Origin of the sequence: Pseudomonas fluorescens NCIMB 11764 (assembly GCF_000293885.2) — a bacterium.
In the GTDB taxonomy this organism is placed as follows: domain Bacteria; phylum Pseudomonadota; class Gammaproteobacteria; order Pseudomonadales; family Pseudomonadaceae; genus Aquipseudomonas; species Aquipseudomonas fluorescens_B.
The window spans coordinates 1,630,257-1,656,667 of sequence record NZ_CP010945.1; the positions used below are offsets into that span (position 1 = coordinate 1,630,257).

Genomic DNA, 26,411 nt, shown 5'->3' on the forward strand with positions numbered 1-26,411 from the left:
TTCGATAAGTAGTCTGGAACGCAGTGATGAAAAAAAAATTCCGCAAGGGAGGTGCACTAACCGCATGCGCCTCTCCAATGATCCTGTTATCGGCAATGTTGGCGTCTCAAACTGTTGCTGCCCATGGCTATCTTGAAGTGCCACCTTCGCGGGCATTGCTTTGCCAGAAAGGCTTGAACACCCACTGTGGCCCCGCGCAATACGAACCTCAAAGTGTCGGCGAAACGTTCAAAGGCTTTCCGGCGGGTGCAGGTGGTGCTCCTCTGCAAGGGCCGATCGACGGCAAGATTCCGAGTGGCGGTCATCCATCGTTCTCCGCGATGGATGCCCAGTCCGCCACCCGTTGGCATCTGACGGAAATCAAGGACCGCAACATCGATTTCCAATGGCGCTACACCGCGGTTCACCCGGCAACCAAACACGAATACTTCATCACTCGCAACGGCTGGAATCCGAACGAGTCGCTGAAACGGGCCACCTTTGAAAGCACGCCGTTCTGCACCATTGAGGGTGGTAATCAGAAGCCTGGATCGGGTGATAAGCACAACTGCACCATCCCGACAGACAAGTCCGGCCAGCATGTGATTCTGGCGGTCTGGACGGTTGGAGACACCGACGCAGCGTTCTACAACCCGGCCGATGTGAACATTATTGCCGAAGCAGAGTTGCCGGGCGGCTGGTCTTCCGTTGGCGGTATCGCACCGTCGACCGAATTGCTGATCGGCGACAAGGTCAAGGCCCGTGCATTCTCCGCCAATGGCGTTAGCCCGGATTACGACGTGGAAATCGCCATCGCCACTGCCGAAGAAGGCTTGCCAAACAACTGGGCGTTCAAACTGGCAGAAAAGATCAACGCCACTCACACCCTCATCCGCGCCGGTATTCGTGGTGAGAGCGGCAACATCGAACCGGTCCGGGGTAACAACACCCTTTATGCCCAAAAAGAAAGCGGCGTGACCCGTTTCGAAGTTCAACTGGACATGAAGGAAGACGCTGCAGCACGCATGTCGGTAGCTTCTCAGCAAGCTGAATACGTTCTGGAGAAAGGCCTGGCCAAGGTCGGTTTCAGCATGATCTCCAATCGCAAGATGAACGTTGAAGCGACCTTGTTCGATGAGAACAACAAGCCGGTCGGCACCACCTCTGCACAGGTGGACAGCGGCTCGACGACGTTGACCCTGGATGTGCGCAGTAACCCTGGCCAACACACGCTGACACTGGTCGGCACCACCCTGGATGGCCGTACCACTCGCCAGGATACCCAGCCGACCAACATGACCGGTGAAGGCGCTGGCGTCGAGCATGACTTCGTGTTCCCTGAAGGCCTCGGCGAATACACCGCCGGTACCAAAGTGCTGCAACCGAAGACCAACGAAGTCTTCGAATGCAAGCCGTTCCCCGAGTCCGGCTACTGCAAGCAATACAGCCCGACCGCCAATGGTTTTGAACCTGGCGTAGGGGCGCACTGGCACATGGCGTGGGACAAGCTTTAAGCCCGCCGTAACCCTTCAGGCGATCCGCGAATGGATCGCCTGAGGGTTCATCCTCTTGTAGAAAATCGAGTTGAAAAATGACGGTTTTGGGTTATTCCACCCAACGCGTATGGCTGCACTGGTTATCGGTGGCACTCATCGCCTGGACCCTGATTTTCGGCTTTTATGTGGCCCGCGTTCGAAGTGAGCGACTCGAGTGAGCAGGCGCTTGAGCACACTCTGCCTGCTGGTTATGTCCGCAGGTTACGCAACGTTTCTGGCGTGGCAGGAGTGGGGTTTTCGCAAAACTCTCGCCCCGCCGTTGTCGTTCGCTGCGACCTTACCGGCGCCAACGCCCCGTGCGCCCCTCGATACCACAGCGGTCGCAACGGTGCTCGGTCTGGCGACTGAAACCTCGTTGCTGCCCAGTGCCGAAGCGCTGACCTTGCAGGCCAGTTTTGTCCTCGACACAGGCTTGTCCAGAGCGTTGCTGGCGGACGCTCAAGGCTCACGGATTTACCAGGTGGGGGATCAGTTGCCGGGCGGCAGCGTCCTGCGTCGCGTCGAGGTGAATCAAGCGGTGTTGTGGAACAAGGGTCGAGAAGAGGTGCTGACGTTGCAGAGCTCTTCCGCGAGTTTCCTGCGCCAACTCGACTCGCCATCCCAACCACCGACACCGGTCAGTTCTACGCGTTTTCTACGCCCTCTTTCCGGGCAGTCAGAGTGATCACACCCATGAACAGCTTCATCGGCGCGTATCCCTTGCGCATCCTTCTTTTTCTGGTCGCTTTGGCGACGACGTTCTTTCACGACACGTTGCAAGCCGAGGAAGAAAAATGGCAACTGGCGATGAACAATGCCGAGTTGCGCGACATCGTCGAAGAAATCTCGAACATTCTCGGGACCACAGTGGTGCTCGACCCCAGAGTCTCCGGGCGCATCACCGTCATGTCCCGCCAGGCCCTCGATCGCGAGGGCGTTCGCCGGTTGTTTTATTCGGTACTCGATGCCCATAACTTTACGGTGATCGACGAAGGTGACCGCATTCTGATCACGCCGGTCACCGAAGCGAAAACCCGTGCAGGCCAGAGCACCGCGACAAACGTCACGGCATCGCAGTTTGTCACCCGGGTCATTGAATTGAACACCAGCAGCGCCTCCGATATTGCCGGGCTGGTCCGGCCGCTGGTGTCGGTCAATGGTTACGTCGGCCCGTCGGTGTCGGCGAATGCGCTGGTCGTCACCGATACGGCTGCCAATGTGGGTCGTATTGCCAAGGTTGTGGGTCAGCTGGATGCGGGGCAGAACAACCTGCATGCCGTGGTGCAGATGCATCACGCCCAGGCCGCCGACGTGATGACGATCATTGAGTCTTCACTGGGCAAGCGCGCCGCCGATACGCCGATCCAGGTGCTTGCCGACACCAGGACCAATCGACTGATCCTCATTGGTCCACCGTCGGTGCGTCAGCGCCTGATCGACCTCGCACGCAGTCTCGATACGCCCGCCACTGCATCCCTCGACAATGCCCGGGTCATCCGTTTGCGCCACAGCGATGCCAAGCAATTGGCCGACGTTCTGGAAATGATGGGGCAGAGCCGAAAACAGGCATCGAACCTGGGCGCCGTGAAGGATGGCTCGTCCGGCGCGACGTTCATGATCAAGGCCGACGAAAGCCAGAATGCGCTGGTGCTGATCGCCGAGCCCGCGCAAATCCGCACCATCGAAAACATCGTGCGCCAGTTGGACCAGCCCCGGGCCCAAGTGTTGATCCATGCCGCTATCGTCGAAATCTCGGGAGACATCGCCGAAGCCGTAGGCGTCCAGTGGGGCATCAGCAGCGGCGACGCGAAAGGCTTTATCAACTTCCCCGGCACCGATATTCCGATCATTGGCGGGCTGACTTTCGACGAGAAAAAATAGGCGCCGGAAGGCGCGCTCCTGAAACTGGGCAATGACCGTTTTGGCGCGTTGATTTCGGCGTTGGCCAGCAATACCCATAGCAATCTGCTTTCCACGCCGAGCCTGTTGACCCTGGACAATCAGGAAGCGGAAATCATCGTCGGCCAGAACGTACCGTTCAAGACCGGGTCCTACGCCACCAACAGCAACGGGGCGGGCAACCCGTTTACCACCGTCGAGCGCAAGGACGTCGGCATCAGCCTGAAGATCAAGCCGTACATCAACGAAGGTTCGACGTTGCGCCTGGAAGTGGAGCAGGAGGTGTCGGACATTGCGCCGTCGGTGTCAGGAATCGATTCTTCCGACCTGATCACCAACAAGCGTGCACTCAAGAGCACCATTCTCGCCGACGATGGCGAGATCATCGTGATCGGCGGTTTGATCCGCGACAGCGTTCGTACCCAGCAAAGCGGCGTGCCGCTGCTGCGCAATATTCCTTATCTAGGCGCGCTGTTTCGCTGGACCCGGGATACGCAAACCAAAAGCAACCTGATGGTCTTTTTGCGGCCCACCATCGTGCGCAGCAAGGAAGATCTGGCGGATGTAAGCCAACAGCGATACGACGCGCTGCGCAAGCTGAGCCAGCCGGGGGCGCACGGGAACAACTCGTTATTGCTACCGGCAGAATCGCGCCAGTTGTTCGACCCGGCCCCTGATGCGCCGGTGTTTGATTTGCGCAAGCAGACCCCGGTTTCGCCATGAGCGGAAAAATCGAACAGTTGCCCTTCGGTTTCGCCCGGCGTTTCGGTGTTTTGCTGGCGAGCGAGGGGCCCGATTCGAGCCTGGTGCTGCGAGCCGATACGCCGCTGACAGCCCTGTCGGAAGCACGCCGGATGTGCGGGTGGAATCTGCCGATCCAGGTGCTGGATGCCGAGGTCTTCGCAGCACGTCTGGCCGCTGCTTACCGTGACGGTCAAAGCGCGGCGGAGCAGGTGGCCCAGGGCCTGGATGACGAACTGGATCTGCTCAGCCTTGTCGATCAGGTCCCGCAGACCGCCGACTTGCTGGAACAGCAGGGCGACGCGCCGATCATCCGGCTGATCAACGCCCTGCTCAGCGAAGCCGTGCGCGAGCAGGCCTCGGACGTGCACCTTGAAACCTTCGAGCACACTCTGTCGGTGCGCATGCGGGTCGACGGGCAGTTGCGCGAAATGCTCAGGCCGCGGCGTGAATTGGCGACGTTGCTGGTGTCGCGGATCAAGGTCATGGCGCGTCTGGACATCGCTGAAAAACGTATCCCGCAGGACGGTCGAATGGCCCTGCGACTGGCCGGGCACGAAGTCGATGTGCGGGTCTCGACATTGCCGTCGGCGCACGGTGAGCGGGTGGTGCTGCGGTTGCTCGACAAACAGGCCGGGCGCCTGGAGTTGCAGCGACTCGGCATGCCTCCCGACACCCTCGCGGCGTTGCGCCAGTTGCTCGGAAAACCCCACGGCATTCTGCTGGTGACCGGGCCCACCGGCTCCGGCAAGACCACCAGTCTGTATGCCGCGCTGAGCAGCCTGAATGACCAGACGCGCAACATCCTGACGGTCGAAGACCCCATCGAATATCACCTGCCGGGTGTTGGGCAGATGCCGGTCAATCCGAAAGTGGACATGACCTTTGCCCGAGGCTTGCGGGCGATTCTGCGTCAGGATCCGGATGTGGTGATGGTCGGCGAAATCCGTGATCGCGAAACGGCGGAAATCGCCGTCCAGGCCTCGCTGACCGGGCACCTGGTGCTCTCGACGCTGCACACCAACAGCGCGGTGGGCGCGGTGACACGGCTGGTGGACATGGGGGTTGATGCCTACCTGCTCGCGTCGTCGCTGGTGGGCATCCTGGCTCAACGTTTACTGCGTACGTTGTGCCCGCATTGCAAGGCGTCGTTTCGCGCCGATGCGGCCATGTGTCAGCGTCTCGGGCTCGATGTGGCGGCGCCACCGCAGCTCTTCAGCGCCGTGGGGTGTGAGCAGTGCCAGCACGGTTATCGCGGGCGTATCGGGATCTACGAACTGATCAGCGTCACGCCGGCCGTGTCGACGCTGATTCATCAGGGCGCCAGTGAGCAGGCGTTGATCGATGAGACGCGCAAGGTCTCCCGCAGTTTGTTTCAGGACGGTCGGCAACGGGTGCTCGACGGCGTGACCAGCCTTGACGAGTTACTGCGCGTGACTCAGGAGGACTAGCGAGTGCCGACGTTCGAATACCGCGCTGATGATGCCCAGGGCCGACGCTGCAAGGGCCGACTGGAAGCCGACAGCCCGCGTCATGCACGACAGCTGATGCGCGAGCGCGGTTTGTGGCCGCGTGAATTGAATGAGGTCAACACGGGCGGCGCTACCGGTGCGCAACCGCGCAGTGGGCGGCTGGGGGCGGCAGAACTGGCGCTGTTGACGCTGCAGTTGTCCACGCTCGTTCAGGCGGGTCTGCCCCTGGAAGAAGCACTGGAAGCAGTGACCAGACAGAGCGCCAGGCGCAAGGTCGCCGGCCTGTTGTCGGCGGTCCGCAGCCGGGTGATGGAAGGGCATGCCCTTTCAACCGCGCTGGGGCTGTTTCCCAAGGCGTTCCCCGAGTTGTTTCGCGCCACCGTCGCGGCCGGCGAGCGTTCCGGGCACTTGGGTCATGTGCTCGAACAGCTGGCGGCTTACACCCAGGCGCGCCAGGCATCGCGGCAGAAAATCCAGATGGCCTTGGTCTACCCGATGATCCTGATGCTGGCGAGCGTGGCGATCGTGGGTTTCCTGCTCGGTTATGTGGTGCCGGACGTGGTGAAAATCTTCGTCGACAGTGGCCAGCCGTTGCCTTGGCTGACGCAGGCGCTGATCGGGTTGAGCGACGGTCTGCGTAACCATTTCCTGGCATTGATGGGCGTGCTGGCGACGTTGATCGGCCTCTGGCGCTGGAGTTTGCGCCAGCCGCCCTGGCGCCTGCGCTGGCATCGCCTGGCCTTGAAGCTGCCGGTAGCCGGTGAGGTGCTGCGGGCGATGGAAGCCGCGCGGTTTGCCAGCACCCTGGCGATCCTCGGAAAAAGCGCCGTGCCGCTGGTGGACGCGCTGGAAATCGCTGCCGCTGTCATCGGCAATCTGACCATTCGTGCGCGCATGGTCGATGTTGCCCGCTCCGTACGTGAAGGCGGAACCCTGACCCGGGGCCTGGAACTCAGCGGCGATATCCCGCCGATGATGCTGCACATGATCGCCAGCGGCGAGCGCGCGGGCGAACTCGATCACATGCTGGTAAGGGCCGCCGAACAGCAGGAAAACAGCCTGGCGGCGCGCATCGCGCTGGTTGTGAGCCTCTTTGAACCGGCCATGCTGGTGCTGATGGGCGGCGTCGTGCTGCTGATCGTCATGGCCATTCTTCTACCGATACTCAGCCTCAACCAATTGGTGAATTGATCCATGCAACCTCTACGCAGCAACTCGCGCCGCGGGCAACGCGGTTTTACCCTGATCGAAATCATGGTGGTGGTCGTGATCATCGGCGTGCTGGGGGCCATCGTGGTGCCGCAGTTCATGAGCCGGCCCGACCAGGCCAAGGTCACCGCAGCAAAAATTGATATCCAGGCCATTGCCACCGCCCTGGAAATGTACCGCCTCGACAACTTCCACTACCCCTCGACGCAGCAAGGGCTGGAAGCCTTGAGCAAACGTCCTTCGGGCCTGCCGGCGGCGAGGAACTGGAACCCTCAGGGTTACCTGAAAAACCTGCCGGTCGACCCGTGGGGCACGCCTTATCAGTTTCTCAATCCTGGTGTGCAGTCGATCGACGGCAGCTACGACTTGTATTCCCTGGGCTCCGATGGCGTGGTGGGCGGCGAAGGGCATGCGACCGATATCGGCAATTGGGGCGACTGATTCATGCGCCAACGTTGCCGCGGGTTTACCTTGCTCGAGTTGATGATCGTGATCGTTGTGATCGGCGTGCTGCTGTGCATGGTGAGTCTGGTCGGCGGCCCGAATCCGGTGCGTCAGGCGCGGCACGAGGCGCACGGGATGGCAGGTCTGATTCAACAGCTGCGTGAGCGGGCGGTGCTGGATGGCGAGGAATACGGCCTGCGGATCAGTGACAGCGGTTACCGCGCGATGCGCCTCGATGCTCGAGGCTGGGAGCCGGTGGCTGCGTTTTACAAGTGGCCCGACACCTTGCGGCTACACCTTGAACAGGATGGGCATTCCCTTATGCTGGGTGCCGATGAAGGACTGCCGCAATTATTGATGCTCAGCAGCGATGAAACCAGCGCCTTTACGCTGACGTTCGCGACCCGGGACAGCACGCTCCTGAGCCTTTCGAGCGATGGACTGGGTGAGGCAGTGATTGATGGTTAAGGGCCTGTCTCGGGCACGCACGTGTGGATTCACACTGCTGGAAATCATGGTGGCCCTGGCGGTCTTCGCCACACTGGCGGCGGCCGTGCTGTCGGCGAGCCAGTACGTGTTGAAACAGACCGGGGCGGTCGAGGAACGCCTCTTCGCCACCTGGTTGGCCGATAACCATTTGAACGAACTGCGCCTGCAACCGGGGCTGCCCCTCGGTCAACAGCAGCGCGTGGTGCATATGGATCGCCGCGACTGGCTGCTGCGCCAGCACATCAGCGCATCGACTGACCCGCGTCTGCTCAAGGTCGACGTTGACGTCAGCCTTTCCGGTCGCGAACAAACACTGCACCGCGCCAGCGGCTGGATACCTGATCGTCATGAATAGGCAATCCGGTTTCACCTTGCTGGAGCTGGTGATCGCCATGGCGATATTCGCTTTGCTCGGCCTGGCCAGTTGGGGCTTGTTCGATGGCGTCGTGCGTGCACAGCAGGGCACGACAGCCCACGAGCGTGAGTTTCGACGCCTGCAACGGGCGGTGGCGGTGATTGAGCGGGACGTGTTGCAGGTTACCGAACAGCCAGTCGTGCTCCAGCCAATGGGGCTGCAGTTGCAGCGCAGCCACTGGCGCAATCCTCTGGACCAGCCCCGCAGCGAGCGCCAGACACTGACGTACCGACTCGAAAACGGTGTGCTGTGGCGTGAAAGCCAAGGCGAGGGCACGCCCCTCATGCAACGGCAACGACTGCTCGACGATGTGCGGGACGTGAGCTGGCGTTTGTTTGATCGTCAAACCGGATGGCGCAGCGAGGGGCCGTCGGGGCGAGACGCGAAGGCACCGATGGCAGTGGAACTGCAAGTGTCGGCAGGCCGTTTCGAGGCGATCCGTCGGGTGTTGCTGTTGCCGGGCGTCTTGCCATGAACGGGCGTCAACGGGGCATCGCGCTGATCAGTGTGTTGCTGGTCGTGAGTCTGGCGTTGTTGATCACCAGCGGCATGCTGCGCAGTCATCGACTGTCGTTGCAAGGCAGCGGGCAAGCGATGCATTACGTTCACTTGCGGCAACTGGCGGGTGCCGGTGAAACCTGGGCGCTTTTACAGCTACAGGACGCCGCGCGTGCTTCGCAAAAAAACGTTGACCTGACTCAGGACTGGGCGCGGACGGCGCCCGACTTCGACATCGAGGGCGTGCAGTTGCGCGTCGATATCGAAGACCTCGCCGGGCGATTCAATCTCAATTCATTGTTGACCCAGGGTCAGATAGATCAGGTCACCCTTGATCGTTGGGGACGCTTGCTCGAGCTACTCGATCTTGCGCCGCTGCAATTGAGTCAGGTCGGCGCATTACAAGAACTGAGCCAGCTGCGCCTGCTTCCAGGTGTCGACGGCCAGCTGTTGCGTCAACTGGAGCCCTGGGTCGCGGTGCTTCCCACAGAGGCCGCGCTGAACATCAACACCGCGCCTGCGCTGGTATTGAGGATGCTCGATGGCGTGGAAGCGACGACAGCCGACGCGCTGGTCCGTCAGCAATCGGCCACTGCATGGGCGAGCGTTCAGGCCTTTACTCAAGACCCGCTGCTCTCCGGCGCAGGTGTGAGCAGACATGGGCTGGGCACCGGCAGCCGCTGGTTCCGGATCACAGTGCAGGTCATTCAGGGCCAAAACCGTTTGCGCCTGGCCACTGATGTCGAGCGAGACCCCGACACGCACCAATTCAAGATCCTGCAAAGACGTCTTCTTCCTTCGAGTACCCATGAGATGCCGCGATGAACACCTGGCTTTACCTGACCGCCGAGGGCCTGACCGAGCCGTCGACCGACTGGCCGTGCTGCCTGTGGCCTTCGACCGGCCAACGCCAGTTCATGCCATTGAATCAAGCCGCGCAGTCACTGAACGGGCAGACGGTCGATCTGTTGTTGCCCATGGAAATGTGCAGTTGGGTGCGCAGCGATCCGTGGCCTTCCAGGCGTCAGCCCGCTGCGCAAGCCATTGCGTTTGCCGTTGAAGATCAGCTGAGTGACGCGCTGGAGAAATTGCACCTGGGCATTGGCGCTCGCGACCGGGAAGGGCGCTATCCGGTGATGGTGATCGGTCGAGAGCGATTTGCCGCTGTGCTCGCGCTGCTGGCGGAGGCGGGGGTTGGCGTCCGTTCTGTCTTTGTCGATGCCGATGTGTTGCCCGGGGCTCAGGCGGTCGTCGTGCGCTGGTTCGGTCGATGGTTGCTTGGCGGCGCAATGCCGGCTCGCGTGGCGGTGTCGGATGACGGGTTGACCTCGCTGAGACCGGCATTGCCCCCGGATATCCGGTGGGTCGACGAGCGTCACGATGCGGTCGATGTCGACCAGTGCCTGACCCTTCGCCACCCCCAGGCCATCAACCTGCTGCAAGGAGCATTCGCCCCTCGCGGCAAACGTCTGCCCTGGCATTTCGGTGGATTGGCGTTACTGATGCTATTGCTGCTGACCTGGGGTGCCAGCGCCACGCGAATCCATTTTATCGAGGGTGAAACCCGGCGGCTCTACAGCCAGAACGAGCAGCGGTTCAAGGCCCTTTACCCTGACCAGAGCCGCATCGTAGACCTGGCGACGCAACTCAAGGTGCTGCAGAACCAGACCGCCGAACCGGAGAAGACACGTATCGCCGGTTTGGTGGGGCTGATCGAGCAGGTCATCGGCGCGAGTCATGTTGAAGTTCAGCGTATCGAATTTCGTACAGGCGACGGCTGGAAAGTCCGGCTGACTGCCAACAGTTTTGCCGAGCTTGAGCAACTGCGTGAGCGCGGACGGCAGCAAGGTGTGCCGGTCAGGCTCGACAGTGCGAGCAGAGAGCGCAATCGGGTACAGGCGACATTGGTTGTGGAGGACAACTCATGAAAACCGTCTGGCAACGCCTGTCCAATCGTGAGCAGCGACTGCTGTTGGCCGTGGGCGTATTTTTGCTGGTTGTCGCGGTGTTCAGCCTGATCTGGCAGCCGACCCGTCAGCGTCTGGAAGCCGTCGAACGCGGTCATCAACAGCAACGGGCCTTGGCGGCGCAGTTGCAACGGGCGCAACCCCGAAGCACCGTTGCGGTCGTTGCTGACCAGCCCTTGTCGCTGCGTATCAGCGAAAGTGCCACAGCGGCGGGCCTCGAACTGCATCAGATGGATGCCGATAACAACTTGCTGCGTTTGACCCTCAGCGGTGATGCGAAGACGCTGCTGCAATGGCTGGATCGTGCTGAGCGGGATGGGGCTGTGGTGCAATCGCTGGTGCTGGAAAGGCGTGATGCGGTGCTTGAGGCGCGGGTGGTGCTCAGGTAGTTGCGGTGGGTTGGGATTGCCCACTGCGCAGGTGCCTGGGGGTTTTCACGAGCAGGCTCGCTCACACAAGGGGCAGGGTCTAAACCTGTGCAGCCCCCGGCAACGGCGGTAATTTTGCCAGTTTCAACGCGATCAACAACGCCACCACCAGCAACGCCCCGATAAACAACCCGATCCCGTTCCATCCGCCCAGGTGCCAGAACACCCCGCCCGCTGTGCCGGCGATGCTCGACCCGGCGTAGTAGCTGAACAGATACAGCGACGAAGCCTGCCCCTTGGCTTTGGTGGCGCGGCGCCCAATCCAGCTGCTCGCCACCGAGTGAGCGCCGAAGAAGCCGAAGGTGAAAATCAGCATGCCGATGATCACCATGGGCAGTGGCGTGAACATCGTCAGGGCCAGGCCGGCGAGCATCAGCACGATGGTGGCCCAGAGCACCTGGCGTCGGCCCAGCTTGTCGGCCAATGCACCGATTTTCGCCGAGCTGTAGATGCCCGACAGGTACACCACCGAGAGCAGCCCGACGAAGGCCTGGTCCATGTGGTACGGCTCGGCCAGCAGGCGATAACCGATGTAGTTGAACAGCGTGACAAACGCGCCCATCAGCACAAAGGCTTCGAGAAACAACAACGGCAGGCCGGCGTCGCGAAAGTGCATGGTGAAGCCGTCGAGCAGGCTGCGCGGGTGCAGTGAGCGGGCGCGGAAGTTGCGTGATTCGGGAAGGATTTTCCAGAACACCGCCGCCGCGATCAGCGCCAGGCCGCCGATCACCAGCATCGCCGTGTGCCAGCTGACGAAGTCGATCAACACCCCGGTGATCAAGCGTCCGCTCATCCCGCCGATGGCATTGCCGCCGATGTACAGGCCCATCGCCAGGCCGATGTGTTGCGGATGGATCTCCTCGCTCAGGTACGTCATGGCGACCGCCGCCAGGCCGCTCAACGACAACCCGATCAGCGCGCGCATTACCAGCACGCCGTGCCAGCTCGGCATCATCGAACTGGCGATGGTGCACAGCGCCGCGGCGAACAGCGCCGTCACCATCACCGGTTTGCGCCCGACACGGTCGGAGATCGGGCCGGTGATCAGCAAGCCGATGGCGAGCATGCCGGTGGCCACTGAAAGAATCAGACTGCTCTGCGCCGCGTTGATGGAATATTCGTGGGACAGCAGCGGCATCATCGGCTGCACGCAGTACAGCAGCGCGAAAGTCGCGAAGCCGCCGGAGAACAGGGCCAGCACCGTGCGCATGAACATCGGCGTGCCTTTTTCGATGTAGATTTCCTTGAGCTCAGCCACGGCATCATCCAGCGCGGCGGGCGGAACTTCATGGGCGAGTGGGGCGACAGCAGTTTTCACGTCAGACCTCGGGGCAGGCAGCCGGTCAGGCAATGAAAAAAGCATATAGCTGCCTAATGATTCAATCCAATATATTGTTCGACCTGTTTAAGAGGTTTTGCGACCTAATGGGGGTTTCATGGAATTGCGTCACCTGCGCTACTTCATTGCCGTCGCCGAAGAACTGCACTTCGGCCGCGCCGCCCAGGTGCTGGGCATCTCGCAACCGCCGTTGAGTCAGCAGATTCAGGCGCTGGAGCAGGAGGTCGGCGCACGATTGTTCGAGCGTACCAATCGTCGGGTCGAGCTCAGTGAAGCCGGGCGATTGTTTCTGGAAGAGGCGCGGTTGGTGCTGGCGCAGGTCGACAAAGCCGCGGATGTGGCGCGACGGGCGCAGCTCGGTGAGTTGGGCGAACTCAAAATCGGTTTCACCTCGTCGGCACCGTTCAACTCGACCATCCCTCAGGCGATTTTTTCATTTCGCCAGCGTTTTCCGGCGGTGCACCTGAACCTGCGGGAAATGAGCAGCACCCAGGTGGCCGAAGCGCTGGTGGACGAGTCGATCGAAGTCGGGATCATGCGCCCGTTAGGTTTGCCGGATTCGCTCAGCGTGGTGGAGTTGATGCGCGAGCCGCTGGTCGCCGTGCTCAGTTCCAAGCATCCGCTGGTGCAGGACAGTGAAGCGGGATTGTTCCTGTCGGCGTTGGCGCTCGAACCGTTCGTATTTTTCCCGCGCAGTTATGGCAGTGGTCTGTATGCGCAGTTGCTCAGCCTGGCGCGGGACGCCGGTTTCAGCCCGCACTTTGCCCAAGAGGCGGGTGAGGCCATGACGATCATCGGTCTGGTGGCGGCGGGGTTGGGGGTGTCGGTGTTGCCGGCGTCTTATCAGCGGATGCGGATTGATGGCGTGGTCTATCGGCCGTTGCTCGACCCGGAAGCGGTTTCGGCCGTGTGGCTGGTGCAGCGCAAGGATCAGAAGTCGCCGATGGCCAAGGCGTTTGTGGAGTTGTTGACGCGTAAGGTAGAACCCCTCCAATCGTGACCGAACACAAACCTGTAGGAGCCGGCTCCTACAGTTTTTGCATCGTGTCAGCGGTGGTTGTGGGACGTTTCCTAAGACGTGTTCCGGGAGGCTACAGCAGCTTGCGGCAGCGCCTACAACTACGCCAGAATCCGCCGGCTTGTGCGCTTTGGGGAGCATCGGTAACTTGATTCGTGTCACTGATTCCCAGTGATCGGGTTTAGTAGCCCGGTTTTCCTTCCCAAAAAAATGCATAAGCGTCGATCAGTCAGGCATACGCCTGCACTTGATGGTAGCTGTGCGCATGGCGCCCTTGGGTGCGCCGGATTTGGGTCGGTGTCCGGTCTACTAACTTGCGTACAGCTGCCACCCTTCCGTTTAGTAGCGAGACAGGTTGCAGCACTACTAACAGGAAGACCTTCCCAATGTCCAAGCCAACTCCGAATCCGCCGGATTCCGATCCGGTCACTCCATCCGTATCAACAGATTCCGAAACACGCCAACCAAGCAAAATCTTCCTCATCGCCCCCGACATCGACAACCAGACCCTACTCGAATACGCCTGTGAATCCCTGGCATCTGCCAACGTCATGGCGAGTGATTTCGCGAGGTATCTGGAGGGATCGCAAAGCAACACACTGCTGGGCATTCAACAGTCGATCATGCTCGGGGAACTGGCGGTGAACCGGGTGCTGGATAACCTTGACCCACCCTAGCTCAGCACTCGATTGATCGTTCCGAGAGGGGCTTGTGAGGCTCTAAAGATCCTGGGCAACCAGGCCATCGCCGAGAACTCAACGTTTCTCACTGAGTGCTTCACACTCGGGAATCGGCGATGGCTTGGGACTGCCAAGGCACAGCGAGTACACCTGCTCCCAGTCTGCTTCAATTTCATCGAAGGGTACCCACGGCTTGGCCACCGAAAGAGTAATGAGATAGCGTTCTTCGGTCGGATTTCTGGAATCACTAAACTGTCCTAGAAGCAGCATTGCTTGATACTTGTCTCCTGCCTGCCAAAAGGATCTCCCTGATCGCTCACTGTCCCGAAGCCACGCTCGCCATTCGGGTGTATCGGCGATGGTGGGGTTGCTCCGCAGGCCCCTCGCCACCCAGCCTTTTTCGCGCCATTGGTTCTGTAAGTCGAGAACGACCTTAAGGGCGTCGTCGAGCAGCAACGGTTCTATTTGAGGGGACATGCGGATGTCGTCAATGACATTGTCGTCGAACCCAACCGTGAAAAAGCGAGCCAGAGGCGTGACGAACCCGAACTGCGGGTCGATGAATCGCATTCGTGCATCCACCATAGGAACTCCGAGCCACAGGTGCCCACGGATTAACGGGCTAAAAGAGGCTGAAGAGCGATTACGCATCTCTTCATACGTTCCGCCTATCTCCACGGCGACTTCCGGTTCATCCCACAAAGGCTGTCTCAGTTGGTGTATGGCGGCCAGCGCCAAAACAGCCAGAAGCAACCAGCCTGCTCCTCGGCGCCAGCTGCGCAAGTTCATGCCTCGCCACCGGAGGCGATTTCTCGAATCGACTGCTCTAATGCCCCTCGGTTGCTGTCGTTTAGCATCTCATCGAACCTCGCCGCCGCCCGGAGTACGAAAGGCATGCGCTGCTTGATGTTCGACAAGTCCGCCAGCGGGTTGGAACTAAAGCCGATGGTGCGTTCGTCCTTAACGCTTTGGCATTGGCTCGTGAGGGTCAACTCGATAGCCTGAGCCACGCCAGAGGGAAAACCGGTCACGTAGGCAGCATGATTGGTACGCAGCAAGGCCACCAATTGCTGGTCCTCGTAAATGGCTGGCTGGAGGATATTGCGCTGCTCATGCCACGCCAGAAACTCCACGCTTTGGGCAATATCCCCTTCATCAATCAACTCGAAAGCACGAAAGATTTCCTGATGAAATTGTCCAAAGCGGAGCTTTTTCTGCCCCGCAGGCCAAAGCACTGACCACTTCGGATGTCCGTAAATCCCCGCTCGCGCTTCCAGACATTTCTTCAACTCCTTCAAGCCTCGCTTCGCATAGAACTCATGCAGCGGGAAAATATCCAGAAACAGCGTGGTGTTCCCCAGTGCCATCATGTCGTACACATGCCGGAACTGTTGCTGCACCAACGACAAGTCATTTCCCTTGAAACGGAGATCTACGGACGGAACCGGGTTACGCGCATCGGCTTCTTTGTAGTCACGCAGCGCTTCGGCCTGTTCGGCCATCCTGTCAGCTGTAAACAACCCGAATTCACTACGGCTATCTCGCACGCGCTGTCGGGATTGATGTTCCGCGCCAATATGTCCAATGGTGTCCGCCGCATGCAGCAGTCCGCAGCCAACCTGCTTGGAAGCAAATGCAGCAAGCCCGGCCCACTGAAACCGCGAATCATGCAACCACAGCCGGGCATAGGCTGCGTTGATCACTCGGTTGCGTTCCACCGGATCAGCAATCAGCACGCCGCCAGGGGCAACGATGTCTTCGGCTTGGCGTTGGTAGATGCGCCAAAGGCATGCGCACGTGAGGATGGGGACCTTGGTCACCATGGTCTTGACGCCGTAAAGCAGTTCTTCTTTGCATTCACAGTCAGCAACGGGCGTGCTGTTGTGGTTCAGGCGCTGATTATCGCTGGGGTGTTCTTTGAAGCATTGGGTCATGGCTGGAGGGTCGCTTGTCAGGAAATGCCTGAACCCTAACAGCCATAAATCCCGCCCAGATCACGCGGACCCAAAATCAGACGTCACTGGCAGACGAGATGCGCAAAGTGCGAGGAAATTACGATGAAGCGGGTAGGAAATATCCTCAAGTGCCTCGTTCATCGTAGGAAATCCATGTTTCTTGCTGTGGTGAATCAAACGATTGCTGCAGGCGGCGATCGTTTGATTTTGCTTAGGCCCACCGCCGAAAAATCAACGACGTATTAACCCCGCCAAACGCAAAATTATTGTTCATCACATACTGATTACTCATCTGCCGAAACTCGCCGCGCAGGTAATCGAGCTTGCCGCAATTGGGATCGACTTCATCAAGGTTGAACGTGTGCGCGTACAGGTTGCTGTTCATCATTTCGATGCTGAACCAGGACTCCAAAGCACCGCAGGCGCCGAGTGTGTGGCCGAGGAAGCTCTTCTGCGAACTGATCGGCATGTGCTCACCGAACAGCGAACTGGTGGCCAGCGTTTCGGCGATGTCGCCCTGTTCAGTCGCGGTGCCGTGACCGTTGACGTAGCCGATGTCCGACGGCTGCAAACCGGCGTCTTCCAACGCCAGTTCCATGGCCCGGCGCATGGTGGACTGCTCTGGACGCGTGGTGTGCTGGCCGTCGGCGTTGCTGCCGAAACCGACGAGTTCGGCATGAATATGCGCGCCGCGCGCCAGTGCGTGCTCCAGTTCTTCAAGCACCAGCATGCCGCCGCCTTCCCCGATCACCAGGCCATCGCGACCGCTGTCGTAGGGGCGCGGGGACGTCTGTGGCGCATCGTTTTTCAGGCTGGTGGCGTAAAGCGCATCGAAGACCATGGCTTCGGTGGGGCATAGCTCCTCGGCCCCACCGGCAAGCATCAAGGGCAAACGCCCGAACTTGATCGATTCGTAGGCATAACCGATGCCCTGGCTGCCGCTGGTGCAGGCGCTGGAGGTCGGGATCAGCCGGCCGGTGAGGCCGAAGAAGATGCTGATGTTCGCCGCCGTGGTGTGCGGCATCATGCGCACATAGGAGTTGGCGTTCAGACCTTCGGCCACGGAGTTGAGCAGCATGTTGCCGAACGCCTTGATCTCGTCGGTGCTGCCCGTGGAGGAGCCGCAGGCGACGCCCATGCGGCCGTCCTTGATCGACTCGTCACCCAGCAAACCTGCATCGGCCAACGCCTGCTCCGCCGCGCCGACGGCCAGGCGCGAAACCCGGCCCATGCTGCGCAGTTGTTTGCGGGTCCAGTGGCTCGGTACCTTGAAGTCATCGATGGGCCCGGCCAGGCGTGTGTTGAGTTCGGTAAAGCGATCCCATTCGTCCATCCGGCGAATGCCGCTGCGGTTGGCCGCGAAGTTGGCGGCGATGGTTGCCCAATCGCTGCCCAATGAGGTGATGCCGGCCATGCCGGTGACGACGACGCGTTTCATCAGCACAGGCCTCCGTTGACGGCCAGCACCTGCCGGGTGATGTACGACGCTTCCGCCGACATCAGGAAATTCACCGCGCCGGCCACCTCTTCCGGGGTGCCCATGCGCTGTGCGGGGATCATTTTCATCAGTTCTTCCACTGGCACGTTTTCGTCGAGCATGGCGGTGTCGATCAAGCCCGGGGCGACACAGTTGACGGTAATTTTGCGCTTGCCCAGTTCGATCGCCAACGCTTTTGCCGCGCCGATCAAACCGGCCTTGGAGGCGCTGTAGTTGACCTGCCCGCGATTGCCGATCAACCCCGAAACCGACGTGATACAAACGATGCGTCCGGCGGCGCGACGACGGATCATCGGCATCATCACCGGGTGCAGCACGTTGTAGAAACCGTCGAGGTTGGTGCGCATCACCACATCCCAATCATCCTCGCTCAGCGCTGGAAAAGCACCGTCGCGTGTCAGGCCGGCGTTGAGCACCACGCCGTAGTAGGCGCCGTGGCTTTCTACGTCGGCTTCGAGAATGGCTTTGCAACTGGCGCGGTCGGACACATCGAATTGCAGGATGCGCGCGTTGCGGCCCAAGGCTTCGACTTCGATCTTCACGGCCTCGGCGTCCGCAAGACCGCTGCGGCAATGCAGCACGATGTCATGCCCGGCCCGGGCCAGACGCAAGGCGATGGCGCGGCCGATGCCACGGCTGGAGCCGGTGACCAGTACGGATTCAGTCATGACCGGACTCCTGGGGTTTCATTAAGGTATTGGGCGGCTTGCGGCGGACGAAACACGTTCAGACGAGCGGTGGCGTGAATGCCGGGGGCGTTGATGTGGCATTCGAACACGCCCATGCCGTTGTCGTCTTCCAGCGAACGCATCCCGTGGATGGTCAGCTCGGTGCCGGCGGGAAAATATTCGACGTTGCATTCAAATTTACGGGTGCCGAGCAGGAAGCCCAGCTCCACACCGTCGCCCCGCTGGCGCGCATGGCAACCGGCGAAGGCGGCCACGCTCTGGGCCATCAATTCGATGCCGACCCACGCCGGCAGGCTGCCGTCGGGACGACTGAACAGGCCATCGGGCTTGACGGTAAGGCGGGTGTGGATCTGCTCGTCATCGAACGCCAGGATCTGATCGATGAGGATCATGTCGCCAGCGTGCGGCAGCAGTTCGGCGAGCGGCCAGTCAATCATGGGGCGTCTCCGATAATCAGGCTGACGTTATTGCCCCCGAAGGCAAAGGAATTGCTCATCAGGTAGCGAGGTGCAATGGACGCCAGGCGATCGGCCGGGGTCACCCAATTCAGGGCCGGCAGATCGGGGTCGGGCTGGCCGTCCCAGACATGTGGCGGCAACGCATGGTGTTGATTGTCAGCGCTCAGGCTCAACCAGCAGAACGCCGCTTCCAATGCGCCGGCCGCACCGAGGGTGTGGCCGGTCATCGGTTTGGTCGACGAACAGGGTACGCCGGCCGGGAACAATGCCGACACCGCCAGGCTTTCCATGGCGTCGTTGTGCTGAGTGGCGGTGCCGTGCAGATTCAGGTAACCGATCTGTTCAGGTTGCAGGCTCGCCCGGCTCAAGGCTTTGCGCATCGCCTGCAGGGCGCCACGGCCGGTCGGTTCCGGTGCGGAAATGTGGTGCGCATCGGAACTCGCCCCACTGCCCAACAGGGCAATCGACGGTTCGTCGCCAGCCACTTTCGTCATCAGGAACAGCACGGCGGCTTCGCCGATGTTGATGCCATGACGATTCACCGAGAACGGGTTGCAGCGTTGTTCGGACACTGCCTCCAGCGCCGAGAAGCCGTTGAGGGTCAGCTTGCACAACGTGTCGACGCCGCCGCACAGCACCGCGTCGCACAGGCCCAGGTCCAGCAGGCGTTGGGCACTCATCAGCGCCCGGGCGCTGGAGGTGCACGCGGTGGAAATCACATAGGCCGGGCCGCTGAGTTGCAGCCAGTCGGCAAGAAAATTCGCCGGTGCGCCGAGTTCCTGTTGCTGGTAGTCGTAATCGACAGGGAACTGATCCTCGCGGATGTAATGAGCCAACCCATGACTGGCTTCATCGATGCCGGAGGTGCTGGTGCCGAGGATCACGCCGATGCGATCACGGCCATAAGTCTGGATCGCTTGATCGATGTCGTCGCGAATTTGCAGCGCCGCTTCCAGCAGCAATTGGTTGTTGCGGCTGCTTTGTTTCGCCAGTTCCACAGGGATCGGCGCCAGTTCGCCGCGCACCGCGGCCACCGGCAACGAGCGTTCCGGCACCCAGCCGGCCTCGCTGCGCATGCCGGAGCAATCGCCGGCGAACAGGTTGTGTGCAACTTCCTGCTTGCTGCGGCCCAGGGCGCAGATCACCCCGAGGGCGTTGAGGTAAGCGGTCATGGCGTTTCACCGGTCAGGGGCGTGACTTGATACGTCGGACCTTTGGGCACGTTCAATTCAAAGCTCATCGATTGTGAGTAACGGACTTCCCAGTGCGACGGCAGGGAACGTTGTGCGCCATGCTGCCAGGCGCCGGGATAGTTGCCCTGTAATTCATCTTTGGGCGTGAGCGCAAACAGCAACGCGGCGAACAACTCACGGGCTTCCGGATTCGGTGGCAGCAAGCCGTCAGCCTGCCATTTGCCGTCGATCAGTTTCTGACGTGCCTGTGGAATGCCCAGCAAATCCATCATCGACCAGCGAATGCCCGGGCCTTCACGCGCAATCACCAACACCCAATCCTGACGCTGGCCGTCCAGCAGCCGCTGGATGTGCAGTTGCTGTGGCAACGGCACGCTCGGGGTTTGCTCGGGCAAGGGCGCGTGGCTGGTGCAGGCGCTCAGCAACACGACCGCGCCGAGCAGCAAATATCTCAGCATGTATTTTGAGCGACTGGCAATGAACATCACACAACACCTTCAAGCGGTTTGCGCGCCACCACATTGACCAGGGTTTCTTCCCGTTGGCCAACAGGTTTTGGCTGGCGCAGGCCAAAGCGTTCGAGCAGGCCGAAATCCTTGGCGCGACTCCACCACAAGTATGGATAAGACACGTTCTGCGCGCTGAATTCGAACCCTTGGCGACGAATCATCTCAAGGTACTCGGCGGCGCTCTTTTGCACGTGCATCGGATGGCGGAACAGCCAGCGAATCACCCAGGTATCAATGTAAGCCTCGGTGGATTCGGCGAACAGCAGATAACCGCCGGGCTTGAGCACGCGGTAGAACTCGGCCAGTGCCTTGTCCTGCTCCACCAGATGGTGGAAGGTCTGGTGACAGAACAGCAGGTCGACGCTGGCATCCGGCACGGCAAGCGTGGCGCAGTCGCTGCCGACCAACTCCACGTCCATGCCCTGACGGGCGGCTTCTTCGCCGCTCAAGTCGAGGCTGTGCGGGTCGGCGTCCACGCCAATCAGGCGCTGTGGCGCAAAGGTCTGGCGCAGGTACTGGAACGACTTGCCCTGACCGCATCCGGCATCCAGCAACACCGGGTTGCCTGGCAACGGTTCGCTGAACAGGCTGCACAGGTCATTGATTGCGACGCGCAACACATGGTGCTGCCAGGTGTGGCTGCGCAGGAACCAGAAACCGAACCGGGTCTCTTCGACGTAGTGTTCGCTCAAATAGCTCACGAAGCGTCACTCGCGCAAATTTCCGAAAGCATGCGCAACCGGCGCTTGGCTTCGCTGACGAACGGATTGCGCTCGTCCCACGCATAACCGGCCAGGATCGAGCTGATCATGCGGCGAATATCCGCCGAGCCGCCCTCGTGATAAATCACGTCCTGGAATGTTCCGGCGTACCAGCCTTCGACATAGCAACGGAACGTATCGACGCCACGCTTGAGCGGTTCGGCGAACTCGGCCTGCCAGTCGACGCTTTCCCCCTGCAACTGACGGTGCAGAACCCCGGCGGCCATGCTCGCCGAACGCATGGCGATGGTCACGCCGGAGGAGAACACCGGATCGAGGAATTCCGCCGCGTTACCGAGCAGTGCAAAACCGGGACCGTGCAGGGTTTTGACGTTGGCCGAATAGCCGCCGATGGTGCGCGCCGGCGTATCCCACACAGCGTTGCCCAGCACGCCGGAGAGGCTTGGGGTTTCAGCGATAAACCCCCGCAGGCACTCGTCCAGATTGTCCATGCGGCCTTCATAGTGTTCGGCTGCCGCGACGACCCCCACCGAGCAACGGCCGTTGCTGAACGGAATGGTCCAGAACCAGATATCGCGCTGGGTCGGATGGGTGGTGATGAGGATCTTTTCCCGTTCGAATGCCGGGCTGTCGATATGGTCTTCGATGTGCGTGAACACGGCTTGGCGCACTGGAAAATTCGACGGTGCCTCAAGGTCGAGCAAGCGCGGCAGGACACGGCCGTAACCGCTGGCGTCGAGCATGAAGTCCGCTTCGATCGCGTACTCGCTGCCGTCTTCACGACGCACGCCGAGCTGCGGTTTCGCCCGGTCGACATCGACGCTGAAGATGGCTTCGCCGTAGCGGATTTCGACACCCTGCAGCGCGGCCTGATCGGCCAGCAGTTTGTCGAAGTCGGCGCGCTGGACCTGGAAGGTGGTCGGCTTGCCGTCACTGAACGTGTCGCCGAAATCGAAAGCGCTATAGCGCTCGCCCCAGGCAAATGCTGCACCGTTTTTCATCTGGAAACCGGCGGCGTTGACGGCATCGAGCATGCCGGCCTCCTCGACGAAATCCAGGCAGTGCGACAGCAGGCTTTCGCCGATGGAAAACCTTGGGAAATGCTGGCGCTCGATCACCAGGACATCATGCCCTTTGCGCTTGAGCAGCGCGGAGGCGATGGCGCCCGACGGGCCGGCGCCGATGATTACTACCTGACGACGTTCCATTTCAACGATTGGCATGGGGGCTCCTTGCCGGGACGGCAGCTTTCAAGGGGATTCGATGCATGCCGACCAATGCCGGCAGCAGTGTCGCGATCAGGCCCATCAACATCAGCGCAAAGTACAGCGGCGGGCTGATGAGCTGTTGTTGCAGCAGCAGGTTGAGAAAGACGATCTCGCTCAAGCCGCGAATATTCAGCAGTACGCTTTCGCGCCAGCGGCTGGCGCCAGCAAACGAAGCGCCGGCCCAGCCGAGCCCCAGCCAGTTACCCAGCAGTTTGCTGGCAATCGGCAACAGCAGGAGCGCGGCCAGTTGCGCCCAGCTCAGGCTGTCCATGGCGCTGTGGACATTGATCTGCACGATGCCGAACGTGAGGATCAGCGGGATCGCGACCCAGGTTTGCAATCGATTCATCCAGATCGCTTGCACCGGCAACACCAGCGGCACCTTCAGCGCGGCCATGCACAGCAGATAGCCGATGCCGACAATCAGCGCGTTGAGTTTGTAGTGTTCAGCCACCACCAGCAGTGCAAAGAAACACCCGCTGTAGAGTCGTGGCTGGCGCAGGCCGGCAACCCACATCAGTGCGGGCACACAGGCGCAGGCCAAGGGCAGCAGCAGACTGCTCAGGTGCAGGCTGCCCTGGGCAATGGCAAACAGCGTCCAGCAAGTGAGGTCGATCAGAATCGCCGTCTGCACCAGTCGCCGGGTGGCGGTGGTCGGGTAACCGATATGCCGCAAGTACAGATACAACACCGGTATTGCGGTGATGGCGAACAGCAAGCCCACCGCCAGCGAACTGATCCACGGCTGGGGCGGCAGCCACCAGATCGCGGTGGCCAGGCCGCAGGCAAACGGCACGCAGAAACTCGGCAGAGCTATTTTCAGGCTCTGGCGATCAAGGCGCAGGTCGATTACGTCGCTGAGGATGTAACCCAGCAACAGTGCGAAACTCAGGCTGTAGAGGTTTTTCAGCCAGATCGGTGCGACGAGCGTCGCGCCGCTCAACTGCCAGTCGGGTTCGATCCAGAAGTACATCAGCAACGGCAGGCCGACGGTGGCCAGCAACAATTGACTGACGATCGGGATCAAGCCGAAGTGACGCCCGACACGGGTGGCCACGGCGAACAGCGCCAGGGCCATTGCCCAGAACAGCACGACCATCATGCTGCCGACTCCGCGACGCTGGTCGCCTGCACGTGTCGCCCGGCCCACGGCGCGAGCAGGAAGCTGAACGCCAGGCCCAGGCTCACCGACAGTCCGAAGTTACTCACCGCCGGCGTGCTGGACACCGCCAGCAAACCGAACGACAGCCAGGTGGTCAACGCCGCCAGCAAGGTGCCCAGCAGGCTGACGGCGGCGCCGCCGACCTGTTCGCGCATGAGGATCGCGTAGTCGACGCTGATCGCCGTCACCAGCAGCAGGCCGAACAGGCTGAACAACGTCAGTGGCTGGCCGAGCCAGCCAAGACTGGCGAGGCTGCACAGCGCTGCCAGAAGCGGCAGTGAGACGATGCGCAACGCGCCGCCGAGGCCGAACGGCAGGATCAACACCAGCACGATCAGCACGCAGGAGGCGAGTTTCAGTTCGGCGGCGCTGATCTGCGTCTCGGCGAAAACCTGGTTCAATTCACCCAGGCGATCCACTAGCTCCACACCCGGCAAATCCAGCGCCTGAACCCGCAGCAGCGCGGGGTTGTTCAGGCCTTGCAGGCTGACCATCGCCGCCACGCCGTCCTCGGTCGGGCCCAGCCACAGTGTGCGATAGGGTTCGGCCAACGGACCGGTCAGCGCGCTGTCGATGTCTTCAACCGGCAATGCCTGCAACTTCGCCAGCTCTGCTTTCAGTGCTTCAAGCGGCACGCCGACGTCGAGCAGCGGTTGCCAGAATTGCGGCAACCTGTTCAGCGCTTCGCGTACCAGATCTTGCTCGCGGGGCTGACTCACCAGTTGGTTGAGCGACAGGTAGCCCTGGAGTTTGTCCAGGTTGACCAACTGATCCAGGCGCTCGCTCAACGCGGTTTGGCGTTCGAGCAGTTCTTGCTGATTGGTGGCCCGTACCAGGAAGAACTGGCTGGTGGGTTGGTAACCGGTGATGCGCGCAATGGTCTGGGCTTCGTCCGTCAATTGCTGCGGCGCGCCGACCCATTGGCGAATGTCGTTTTTGCTGTCGAGCTGCAACAGACCGCCGACGCAGAAGGCGATCAGCAGCGCCAGCAGCACTGGCGTACGGGCGAAGTTCAACAGCCTTTCGCGCAGTGCCAGCAAATATTCGGCGACGCGCAGCGGCCACTGTGCCGGGCGCAAATCCGCACCCTTGAGCAGTGCCGGTAGCAGGCACACCGCTGACAGGTAGGCGCCGATCAGTCCGGCGGCGGAGAACACGGCGATCTGGGTCAGCGCCGGGAACGGCGTCCAGGCCAGCGCGAGGTAACCGATGCAACTGGTGATCAGGCTCAGCGTCAGGCCAGGCAGCGTCAGGCGCAATGCGGGCCAGCTGTGCCAGGGTTTCAGGCTCCAGCTCTTGGACAGATAGTGCAGCGGGTAATCGACCGCGACGCCGATCAGGCTGGAGCCGAGCACCAGCGTCATCACATGCATATGGCCGAACAGCGCCACACACGCCACCGCGCCGAACAGCATGCCGACCAGAACCGGAACGAACGCCAGCAACACGCGCCAGCGGCGGAAGGCCAGCAGTAACAGCAACAAAATACCGACGGTGGCGCCGCCGCCTACCCAGGTCATTTCCCGAGTCGCCTGTTGTTGACCGGCGGCGGCGTAGAGCAAACCGCTGGCGGCCAGCAGTTGCACGTCGCTATGAGCTGCTTCTTCGCGGCTGTGCTTGAGCAGTTCGGCCACTTGCAGCGGCAGGTTCATGTCGAAGGCATTGCCGGTGGTGCGCGCACGGAGCATCACCCAGCTCTTGCCGTCGGCATCGGCGACCAGTGCGCCGCTGCCGATGTCCAGTTGCACCGAACCGTGCTGCGGCTGGCTGTTCTGGATGCGTCCGGCCAGGCCCAGCCAGTCATCCTGGCTCGGCACCAGGCTGAAACCGGTGAACGGGTCGAACAGCGCCTGCACCCGTTGCTGGATAAAGGCGTCGGGGTGCTCGATCAGTTGCTGTCGATCCGTTGCTGAAAGCATCGCCAGCCGGCCTTGCAGCAATTGCGTGCGCAGCGCCGGCAAGTCGGCTTGCAGGGTCCATTGGACTCTTTCGAACAAACCACTGGCCTGCCATTGCTCGCCCAGTTTCTGCGCCATGGCGACGGCTTGCTGACGATCCTTGTGACCGACCAGCACCAGCATTTCGCGGTTCAGCGGTTCTTGCATGCGTTGCTCGGCGCGCAGCTCCAGCGCGTCCGGTGCCGTGCCCGGCACCAGTTCCATCAGGTTGGCCGACAGCGGTGCGCCGTCACGCCATTGCCATCCGGCAAGCGCGAGCACTGCCAGCAGCAGGATCAGAAACAGGCGTGGAAGCGTGCGTTCACTCGGCAAAGTCATGTTGCTCCGCATCGCTCAACGGTTGGGCGCTGGTGCTGTCCTGCATGCGTAACAGGGTGCTGTCGCCCTGGGTTTCCAACAGTTCGATGCTGTGCACCAGTTCACCACCGGTGATGTTGATCTGATTGAACACTTGCTTGAGCAACAGCGAGCGCGGAATCAGGGTCAGTTTCCAGTTCTGCGCCTCGCCGCTCAGGGACAGTTCGAAGTCCCGTTGCAAGCCGCTGCTGTCGCCTTGCAGCACGGCGAGGAACAAGCGGTTCTGCTCGGCACCGGCACTCTTGCCCGGCAGCATCTGCCAACCGCTGGCGTCACGTCGTGCGATGCCTTTGTCGGTGATGCGGTAATCCTGTTGCAGCGGGGTTTTCAGTAGCCAGAGGAGGCCGTGGTTTTTCGCCAGGACGAAGGTGCCCTTGCTGGTTAACGGCTGGGGCAGGGCGCGCAGGTGTTTTTCCTGGATGAAGTCGCCGTGGATCACATCGGGTCTGGCCAATTGATCGCTAAGCTGTTGCAGATCGAAGGCGTGAGCCATCGATGACAACCCGAGCAGCGCCAAAGCAGCGAGGTA

26 protein-coding genes and 1 pseudogene are annotated in these 26,411 nt (G+C 61.1%); 14 read left to right on the forward strand and 13 right to left on the reverse strand.

The window, feature by feature from the left end:
- Window positions 1-26 precede the first annotated feature (26 nt).
- The 12 genes and pseudogenes from gbpA to gspM all read left to right on the forward strand — a co-directional run bounded on the left by gbpA (window position 27) and on the right by gspM (window position 11,037).
- Window positions 27-1,493 (forward strand): N-acetylglucosamine-binding protein GbpA, encoded by a 1,467-nt coding sequence (gene gbpA / locus B723_RS07510; protein ID WP_031318298.1) that lies wholly within the window; start codon window positions 27-29, stop codon window positions 1,491-1,493.
- A 232-nt stretch (window positions 1,494-1,725) separates the two neighbouring features.
- A complete protein-coding gene (locus B723_RS07515) occupies window positions 1,726-2,199 on the forward strand; it encodes a hypothetical protein (protein WP_017336133.1) in 474 nt (157 codons plus the stop codon).
- Window positions 2,200-2,207: 8 nt separating this feature from the next.
- Window positions 2,208-4,136 (forward strand): annotated as a pseudogene (gspD, locus tag B723_RS07520) (type II secretion system secretin GspD).
- Window positions 4,133-5,605, forward strand: coding sequence for a type II secretion system ATPase GspE (gene gspE, locus B723_RS07525; RefSeq protein ID WP_017336136.1), 1,473 nt, complete (start codon window positions 4,133-4,135; stop codon window positions 5,603-5,605). The pseudogene gspD and the gene gspE overlap by 4 nt, the downstream one beginning before the upstream one ends.
- A gap of 3 nt (window positions 5,606-5,608) precedes the next feature.
- Complete coding sequence (gspF, locus tag B723_RS07530) at window positions 5,609-6,817, forward strand: type II secretion system inner membrane protein GspF (RefSeq protein WP_017336137.1); 1,209 nt, start codon at window positions 5,609-5,611, stop codon at window positions 6,815-6,817.
- A gap of 3 nt (window positions 6,818-6,820) precedes the next feature.
- A complete protein-coding gene (gspG, locus tag B723_RS07535) occupies window positions 6,821-7,276 on the forward strand; it encodes a type II secretion system major pseudopilin GspG (RefSeq protein WP_017336138.1) in 456 nt (151 codons plus the stop codon).
- A 3-nt stretch (window positions 7,277-7,279) separates the two neighbouring features.
- Complete coding sequence (gene gspH, locus B723_RS07540; protein WP_017336139.1) at window positions 7,280-7,747, forward strand: type II secretion system minor pseudopilin GspH; 468 nt, start codon at window positions 7,280-7,282, stop codon at window positions 7,745-7,747.
- Window positions 7,740-8,123 (forward strand): type II secretion system minor pseudopilin GspI, encoded by a 384-nt coding sequence (gene gspI / locus B723_RS07545; protein ID WP_031318301.1) that lies wholly within the window; start codon window positions 7,740-7,742, stop codon window positions 8,121-8,123. Before gspH ends, gspI begins: the two co-directional genes overlap by 8 nt.
- Window positions 8,116-8,658 (forward strand): type II secretion system protein GspJ, encoded by a 543-nt coding sequence (locus B723_RS07550; protein WP_017336141.1) that lies wholly within the window; start codon window positions 8,116-8,118, stop codon window positions 8,656-8,658. The genes gspI and B723_RS07550 overlap by 8 nt, the downstream gene beginning before the upstream one ends.
- The gene (locus tag B723_RS07555; RefSeq protein ID WP_017336142.1) at window positions 8,655-9,506 is read left to right on the forward strand and encodes a type II secretion system protein GspK; all 852 of its coding nucleotides are present in this window, start codon (window positions 8,655-8,657) and stop codon (window positions 9,504-9,506) included. Before B723_RS07550 ends, B723_RS07555 begins: the two co-directional genes overlap by 4 nt.
- A complete protein-coding gene (gene gspL, locus B723_RS07560; RefSeq protein ID WP_017336143.1) occupies window positions 9,503-10,609 on the forward strand; it encodes a type II secretion system protein GspL in 1,107 nt (368 codons plus the stop codon). The genes B723_RS07555 and gspL overlap by 4 nt, the downstream gene beginning before the upstream one ends.
- On the forward strand, window positions 10,606-11,037 hold the full coding sequence (gene gspM, locus B723_RS07565) for a type II secretion system protein GspM (RefSeq protein ID WP_017336144.1): 432 nt from the start codon (window positions 10,606-10,608) through the stop codon (window positions 11,035-11,037). Before gspL ends, gspM begins: the two co-directional genes overlap by 4 nt.
- Window positions 11,038-11,116: 79 nt before the next feature.
- On the opposite strand, the gene B723_RS07570 is transcribed toward gspM, so the two are convergent.
- Entirely contained in the window at window positions 11,117-12,346 is a 1,230-nt protein-coding gene (locus B723_RS07570) for an MFS transporter (protein ID WP_414879995.1), read from the reverse strand.
- Between the two features lie 166 nt (window positions 12,347-12,512).
- Here B723_RS07570 and B723_RS07575 point away from each other — a divergent pair, with 166 nt between their 5' ends.
- Complete coding sequence (locus B723_RS07575; RefSeq protein ID WP_017336146.1) at window positions 12,513-13,415, forward strand: LysR family transcriptional regulator; 903 nt, start codon at window positions 12,513-12,515, stop codon at window positions 13,413-13,415.
- 404 nt (window positions 13,416-13,819) lie between these two features.
- Window positions 13,820-14,110 carry a DUF6124 family protein gene (locus tag B723_RS07580; protein ID WP_017336147.1) on the forward strand — a complete coding sequence of 97 codons (291 nt, stop codon included), beginning with the start codon at window positions 13,820-13,822 and terminating at the stop codon, window positions 14,108-14,110.
- Window positions 14,111-14,188: 78 nt separating this feature from the next.
- Here the strand turns inward: B723_RS07580 and B723_RS07585 are convergent, their stop codons facing one another.
- From B723_RS07585 to B723_RS07640, 12 genes are all read right to left on the reverse strand, one after another.
- On the reverse strand, window positions 14,189-14,902 hold the full coding sequence (locus B723_RS07585) for a hypothetical protein (protein WP_017336148.1): 714 nt from the start codon (window positions 14,900-14,902) through the stop codon (window positions 14,189-14,191).
- On the reverse strand, window positions 14,899-16,047 hold the full coding sequence (locus tag B723_RS07590; RefSeq protein WP_017336149.1) for a DUF2515 family protein: 1,149 nt from the start codon (window positions 16,045-16,047) through the stop codon (window positions 14,899-14,901). The genes B723_RS07585 and B723_RS07590 overlap by 4 nt, the downstream gene beginning before the upstream one ends.
- A gap of 232 nt (window positions 16,048-16,279) precedes the next feature.
- Complete coding sequence (locus B723_RS07595; protein WP_017336150.1) at window positions 16,280-17,506, reverse strand: beta-ketoacyl-ACP synthase; 1,227 nt, start codon at window positions 17,504-17,506, stop codon at window positions 16,280-16,282.
- Entirely contained in the window at window positions 17,506-18,234 is a 729-nt protein-coding gene (fabG, locus tag B723_RS07600; RefSeq protein ID WP_017336151.1) for a 3-oxoacyl-ACP reductase FabG, read from the reverse strand. The genes B723_RS07595 and fabG overlap by 1 nt, the downstream gene beginning before the upstream one ends.
- Window positions 18,231-18,692, reverse strand: coding sequence for a hotdog family protein (locus B723_RS07605; protein WP_017336152.1), 462 nt, complete (start codon window positions 18,690-18,692; stop codon window positions 18,231-18,233). The genes fabG and B723_RS07605 overlap by 4 nt, the downstream gene beginning before the upstream one ends.
- Window positions 18,689-19,885, reverse strand: coding sequence for a beta-ketoacyl-[acyl-carrier-protein] synthase family protein (locus tag B723_RS07610; protein ID WP_017336153.1), 1,197 nt, complete (start codon window positions 19,883-19,885; stop codon window positions 18,689-18,691). Before B723_RS07610 ends, B723_RS07605 begins: the two co-directional genes overlap by 4 nt.
- On the reverse strand, window positions 19,882-20,364 hold the full coding sequence (locus tag B723_RS07615) for a hypothetical protein (RefSeq protein ID WP_031318302.1): 483 nt from the start codon (window positions 20,362-20,364) through the stop codon (window positions 19,882-19,884). Before B723_RS07615 ends, B723_RS07610 begins: the two co-directional genes overlap by 4 nt.
- 26 nt (window positions 20,365-20,390) lie before the next feature.
- Window positions 20,391-21,116: a class I SAM-dependent methyltransferase gene (locus B723_RS07620; protein WP_017336155.1), complete on the reverse strand. Its 726-nt coding sequence runs from the start codon at window positions 21,114-21,116 to the stop codon at window positions 20,391-20,393.
- The gene (locus B723_RS07625; protein ID WP_017336156.1) at window positions 21,113-22,360 is read right to left on the reverse strand and encodes an NAD(P)/FAD-dependent oxidoreductase; all 1,248 of its coding nucleotides are present in this window, start codon (window positions 22,358-22,360) and stop codon (window positions 21,113-21,115) included. Before B723_RS07625 ends, B723_RS07620 begins: the two co-directional genes overlap by 4 nt.
- Window positions 22,347-23,507: a hypothetical protein gene (locus B723_RS07630; RefSeq protein ID WP_017336157.1), complete on the reverse strand. Its 1,161-nt coding sequence runs from the start codon at window positions 23,505-23,507 to the stop codon at window positions 22,347-22,349. Before B723_RS07630 ends, B723_RS07625 begins: the two co-directional genes overlap by 14 nt.
- On the reverse strand, window positions 23,504-25,843 hold the full coding sequence (locus tag B723_RS07635; RefSeq protein ID WP_017336158.1) for an MMPL family transporter: 2,340 nt from the start codon (window positions 25,841-25,843) through the stop codon (window positions 23,504-23,506). The genes B723_RS07630 and B723_RS07635 overlap by 4 nt, the downstream gene beginning before the upstream one ends.
- Window positions 25,827-26,375, reverse strand: coding sequence for an outer membrane lipoprotein carrier protein LolA (locus B723_RS07640; protein WP_144425210.1), 549 nt, complete (start codon window positions 26,373-26,375; stop codon window positions 25,827-25,829). Before B723_RS07640 ends, B723_RS07635 begins: the two co-directional genes overlap by 17 nt.
- Window positions 26,376-26,411 lie beyond the last annotated feature (36 nt).

Bases quoted from the DNA above. Each gene is read 5' to 3' on its own strand.
- B723_RS07550 (WP_017336141.1), top strand. From the start codon at position 8,116: ATGAATAGGCAATCCGGTTTCACCTTGCTGGAGCTGGTGATCGCCATG.
- B723_RS07580 (WP_017336147.1), top strand. From the start codon at position 13,820: ATGTCCAAGCCAACTCCGAATCCGCCGGATTCCGATCCGGTCACTCCA.
- gspG (WP_017336138.1), top strand. From the start codon at position 6,821: ATGCAACCTCTACGCAGCAACTCGCGCCGCGGGCAACGCGGTTTTACC.
- gspI (WP_031318301.1), top strand. From the start codon at position 7,740: ATGGTTAAGGGCCTGTCTCGGGCACGCACGTGTGGATTCACACTGCTG.
- B723_RS07575 (WP_017336146.1), top strand. From the start codon at position 12,513: ATGGAATTGCGTCACCTGCGCTACTTCATTGCCGTCGCCGAAGAACTG.
- B723_RS07640 (WP_144425210.1), bottom strand. From the start codon at position 26,375: ATGGCTCACGCCTTCGATCTGCAACAGCTTAGCGATCAATTGGCCAGA.
- gspH (WP_017336139.1), top strand. From the start codon at position 7,280: ATGCGCCAACGTTGCCGCGGGTTTACCTTGCTCGAGTTGATGATCGTG.
- fabG (WP_017336151.1), bottom strand. From the start codon at position 18,234: ATGACTGAATCCGTACTGGTCACCGGCTCCAGCCGTGGCATCGGCCGC.
- gspM (WP_017336144.1), top strand. From the start codon at position 10,606: ATGAAAACCGTCTGGCAACGCCTGTCCAATCGTGAGCAGCGACTGCTG.
- gspL (WP_017336143.1), top strand. From the start codon at position 9,503: ATGAACACCTGGCTTTACCTGACCGCCGAGGGCCTGACCGAGCCGTCG.
- B723_RS07590 (WP_017336149.1), bottom strand. From the start codon at position 16,047: ATGACCCAATGCTTCAAAGAACACCCCAGCGATAATCAGCGCCTGAAC.
- B723_RS07625 (WP_017336156.1), bottom strand. From the start codon at position 22,360: ATGCCAATCGTTGAAATGGAACGTCGTCAGGTAGTAATCATCGGCGCC.
- gspE (WP_017336136.1), top strand. From the start codon at position 4,133: ATGAGCGGAAAAATCGAACAGTTGCCCTTCGGTTTCGCCCGGCGTTTC.
- B723_RS07635 (WP_017336158.1), bottom strand. From the start codon at position 25,843: ATGACTTTGCCGAGTGAACGCACGCTTCCACGCCTGTTTCTGATCCTG.
- B723_RS07555 (WP_017336142.1), top strand. From the start codon at position 8,655: ATGAACGGGCGTCAACGGGGCATCGCGCTGATCAGTGTGTTGCTGGTC.
- gbpA (WP_031318298.1), top strand. From the start codon at position 27: ATGAAAAAAAAATTCCGCAAGGGAGGTGCACTAACCGCATGCGCCTCT.
- B723_RS07615 (WP_031318302.1), bottom strand. From the start codon at position 20,364: ATGCTGAGATATTTGCTGCTCGGCGCGGTCGTGTTGCTGAGCGCCTGC.
- B723_RS07605 (WP_017336152.1), bottom strand. From the start codon at position 18,692: ATGATTGACTGGCCGCTCGCCGAACTGCTGCCGCACGCTGGCGACATG.
- B723_RS07630 (WP_017336157.1), bottom strand. From the start codon at position 23,507: ATGATGGTCGTGCTGTTCTGGGCAATGGCCCTGGCGCTGTTCGCCGTG.
- B723_RS07585 (WP_017336148.1), bottom strand. From the start codon at position 14,902: ATGAACTTGCGCAGCTGGCGCCGAGGAGCAGGCTGGTTGCTTCTGGCT.
- B723_RS07595 (WP_017336150.1), bottom strand. From the start codon at position 17,506: ATGAAACGCGTCGTCGTCACCGGCATGGCCGGCATCACCTCATTGGGC.
- B723_RS07515 (WP_017336133.1), top strand. From the start codon at position 1,726: ATGTCCGCAGGTTACGCAACGTTTCTGGCGTGGCAGGAGTGGGGTTTT.
- B723_RS07610 (WP_017336153.1), bottom strand. From the start codon at position 19,885: ATGACCGCTTACCTCAACGCCCTCGGGGTGATCTGCGCCCTGGGCCGC.